The sequence below is a fragment of the Roseateles sp. genome, from assembly GCF_049240545.1.
Taxonomy (GTDB): domain Bacteria; phylum Pseudomonadota; class Gammaproteobacteria; order Burkholderiales; family Burkholderiaceae_C; genus Paucibacter_A.
On record NZ_JBMLSK010000039.1, the window covers coordinates 1 to 3,627 of the forward strand.

General features: G+C 59.1%; 5 protein-coding genes. 3 read left to right on the forward strand and 2 right to left on the reverse strand.

Features of this window, described 5'->3' with window-relative positions:
* Window positions 1-685 (reverse strand): cupin domain-containing protein (locus tag ACOVRJ_RS02205; protein ID WP_422042273.1); only part of this gene is annotated, 685 nt, incomplete at its 3' end.
* A 108-nt stretch (window positions 686-793) separates the two neighbouring features.
* Between ACOVRJ_RS02205 and ACOVRJ_RS02210 the strand changes: the two genes are divergently transcribed.
* The 3 genes from ACOVRJ_RS02210 (at window position 794) to ACOVRJ_RS02220 (ending at window position 2,574) form a co-directional block, all read left to right on the forward strand.
* A complete protein-coding gene (locus ACOVRJ_RS02210) occupies window positions 794-1,342 on the forward strand; it encodes a peroxiredoxin-like family protein (RefSeq protein ID WP_422042274.1) in 549 nt (182 codons plus the stop codon).
* 2 nt (window positions 1,343-1,344) lie between these two features.
* Window positions 1,345-2,046 (forward strand): haloacid dehalogenase type II, encoded by a 702-nt coding sequence (locus ACOVRJ_RS02215; RefSeq protein WP_422042275.1) that lies wholly within the window; start codon window positions 1,345-1,347, stop codon window positions 2,044-2,046.
* 69 nt (window positions 2,047-2,115) lie between these two features.
* Window positions 2,116-2,574 carry a DUF6194 family protein gene (locus tag ACOVRJ_RS02220; RefSeq protein WP_422042276.1) on the forward strand — a complete coding sequence of 153 codons (459 nt, stop codon included), beginning with the start codon at window positions 2,116-2,118 and terminating at the stop codon, window positions 2,572-2,574.
* 10 nt (window positions 2,575-2,584) lie between these two features.
* On the opposite strand, the gene ACOVRJ_RS02225 is transcribed toward ACOVRJ_RS02220, so the two are convergent.
* On the reverse strand, window positions 2,585-3,627 hold a 1,043-nt coding region (locus ACOVRJ_RS02225; protein ID WP_422042277.1), incomplete at its 5' end, for an alpha/beta hydrolase.

Genomic DNA, 3,627 nt, shown 5'->3' on the forward strand with positions numbered 1-3,627 from the left:
CCAGATATCTCCCTGGTGGGCGCCGCATCGTTTCATGGAACTTGGTGGCGAAGGCGGTCCTTGACATTCCCGCCTCCTGGGCAAGCAATTCGAGCCCCCAGGCAAACGCGGGGCGCTGGTGCATCGCCACCAGCGCTCTGGCAATACGAGGATCGGCCAAGCCATTGAACAGGCCTCCCCCGTTGACGACGGGGTGTGCGACCAGATGGCGCAGGAGCCCAATGAAAAGGATGTCACCCGCACGGTTGAGCAAGGCGGGCTGGCCACAACGCGGCGCGCTCAATTCGGACTCGATGATGGCGACGGCCAAACGAAGTGCAGGCTCGTCGTCGTCCAGAGTAACAGTCCGCGGTTGTGTGAACTCCTCCAGGAAAAGAGGGGCTACTGGACCCGTCAGCTGGACGTGAGCGGCGATCAGACGATGCGGATCCTTGGCCGTGAACCTGTGAAGGACAAAGGGTTGGCTGGCCTGAACAGCGACCAGGGCGGGGGCGTCGACTTTCTGGGATGAGCCACCAGCTTTCAGTTCACCACTGCCGCGGGTGAGAAAGAACAGTTGTAAAGCGGATTCGCCGTCCCTGTTGCGGGCGCCTTGCAGACGCCCTTCTGCAGACAAACCGAGCGTCACCACGGGTGCCAAACCCTCCAGAAGGGCGGACAAGCGGTCTAGCTTGACGTCATTCATTTTGTACGAAAAGCAAGAATTTAAGAACTTTTCATTGCGCGTAGTACAGCATACTCGAGATAACGTCATCCATCCCTTCTTGACGGCACCATTCTGAAAGGACTTCACATGAGCACAATCGCATTAACGCCCCGCCAGCCCGTCCCTGCGCTGATCGTCCCCCTGGTCAACGCAGGACAGTTCGACCTGCGTGCCCAAGCAGCCGAGAAGTTCGATCTCGTTGTGTTCTACAGGGGGCTGCACTGCCCAATTTGCGCGAAGTACTTGACTGAACTCGAAGCCTTGGTTCCAGAGTTCAAAAAACGCGGCGTCCAGGTCGTCGCCCTGAGCAGTGACGACGCCGATCGTGCGCAGGCCATGGCAGACAAGATCAAGGCGAGTCACCTGAAAATTGGCTACGGCCTTAGTCTGAAGAGTGCTCGCGAGTGGGGGCTCTACATCAGCGCGTCCAAGGGCAAGACATCGATCGGTATTGAAGAGCCTGCCCTCTTTAGCGAACCGGGCGTTTTCATCGTCCGACCGGATGGCGCCTTGTATTACGGGTCTACGCAGACGATGCCATTCGCCCGTCCATCCTTCCAGGACCTCCTGGGCGCCATCGACTTTGCCATCGCCAAAGACTACCCCGCTCGCGGGGAATACACCGGTGAGGTGTGACGATGGACTACCAGGCGATCGCGTTTGACACAGGCGGCACGGTCCTGGACTGGCATTCGAGCATGCTGGCCGAAGTCAGGCAGGTTCATGCCTGGCAAGCGCTTGCGTTTGACCGGCATGAATTCGTGAACGCATGGCGGCGCAACACCATGAAGGGGATCGTCGGGCAAGTCAGCCCAGCGTTTCACATGGACGATGTCCACTGGAACGCGCTTGAAGAGACCATCGCCGCCTTCGGGTTGCCGCCCCCTCCCACCGAGGTCTTGGACAAGCTTTGGAGGGGGTGGCATCGACTGCGGGCGTGGCCAGACTTTCCAGCTGCGCTAGAAAAATTGCGCCAGCGTCTGCCCGTGGTGTCGTTCACGATGCTGCCGACATCGCTGGTCGTTGATGTTTCCCGTGCCAACGGCATCACTTGGGACGCGATCATTTCATGCCAGATGATCGGCGTGTACAAACCCCATCCACAGGCCTATCAAACGGCTGCACGATGGCTGGGCATCGCGCCCCAAAACATCCTCATGGTGGCCTGCCACAATTTTGATTTGAATGCCGCTCAGGATGCGGGCTTCAAAACAGCATTCGTGCGCCGACCGGACGAGTGGGGCCCCGCTGGGCCACCTGACCCGCAACCCAACCGAACTTACGATTACGTGTGTGACGATTTCGATGAACTCACAGCGGAAGTGATGGAGGACGACTGATCTGGCTACACTTGATCGTGCATCTTGATCCCGCGCACAAACTTGCCATGCGAGTGGCTTGAGAACCCTATGGATGTTGTTTCAATCACCGAGTACATCGAGAGCACCTTCGCTGACATTCACATTGTGACGACCTGGGGCGAGACATCCTTCTTCTACAACCCCCATCGAAAGCTCCCACGGGGTATCTACTTTGCAACGATCAAGGAGAAAAATGGCCCAAACGATCGAGCGTCCAAGCTGGATCGATCCGATGTTTTTCGCTTGAACATCGGTATCTCCAAATGGACGTATCGAACTTTATTTGGACAGCAGCCATCCCGACCACAAGCCGGTGGAGTCATTGATACGGGGCACGATTTCGCGGCGCTTGATCAATTGTTTCCCCATCCTGTCTATGGCTGGATGTCATGGGTTGCTGTCCTCAACCCGAGTACCACCACGTTCGAGGCCGTCAAGCCCTTGCTCTCGGAGGCATACGTCTTGGCGATCGAAAAATTCGTTAAGCGAGCAAGGCAAGCCCGATGACGGACTCGCATTATGAATTTCCGACCCTCGAGGCAATCGGGCCGTCATATCGACCATCCACCCTGTCCAGGAATTCGCCGATCCGACGTTCCAGATCCTTGTAGTGGGGATTGAACGTCGCCCGCGCACCGGCCGCGCCGGGAGGTGGCGACTGCCCTCCGACGCCGTACCAGACCTGTTTCGCCTGCTTGCAAGCCTGCACCTGCTCTTCAGTCCGGAAAGGCGGGCTGCCGCAATTACGGTAAGTCCCTGACTCACCGTAGTGCGGATTGTCTTGCGAGATGTGGACTGCGAGGTGGGAGATGCCGACCACGCGAAGCGCGGGCTCGGCAGCCGGGAGCCAGACTGACCGTTCACCGAAAGATTTGTCCACCGGCATGGAGTGGTAATTGAGCAGCAGGCTACGCGCATCACCGGCATGGGCTTCGAAGAATTGCCGGTTCCAGGCCACATCGACCACTTCGTCATCTTCGCTCTGCACAACCAGCCAGGGTGTGCGCAGCGGTCCTTGCCTGCGCATGCGCGCTTCCAGCGTGCCCAACACGGCCATGGTGGAGGCAATACCACGCGTCGGCATCGCACCATAGCGCGCGAAATCTTCACGCGGCCCCAGGTCCAGCCAGGGACGAAAGACGCCTATCCATCGGGCTTGCCGTGCCAGAAAGTTCGAGCGGATGCGATAGGCCGGCGACAGGCCGATGACCGCATCCACATCGCCGGGCGACTGCACCGCGGCGGTTAGCGCAAGCGCTGCGCCAAGAGAGAAGCCGGCGACCACCACAAAAGAGCTATCTGACCGCGCTTGCTTCAGAGCCGCTCCAACGTGAGACAACCAATCACGGTGATCGACGGCCATCAGATCTGCCGGGCGTGTCCCATGCCCGGGAAGCAACAGCGCACGGGCTTCGAAACACTGTTTTGAGAATGTCGCCGCGAGATCCCGCATGGCAAAGGCCGTGTCTGACAGCCCATGGATGAGGATGGCGATGCCTCGCGGTACATCCGCCTTGCATCCCCGGTCGGGCAGTTGCCTGAAGGGTGCCACCTTGCCCA

What these genes read in the sequence shown, in the direction of transcription:
- ACOVRJ_RS02210 (WP_422042274.1), top strand. Translation starts at nt 794, where the DNA reads ATGAGCACAATCGCATTAACGCCCCGCCAGCCCGTCCCTGCGCTGATC.
- ACOVRJ_RS02215 (WP_422042275.1), top strand. Translation starts at nt 1,345, where the DNA reads ATGGACTACCAGGCGATCGCGTTTGACACAGGCGGCACGGTCCTGGAC.
- ACOVRJ_RS02220 (WP_422042276.1), top strand. Translation starts at nt 2,116, where the DNA reads ATGGATGTTGTTTCAATCACCGAGTACATCGAGAGCACCTTCGCTGAC.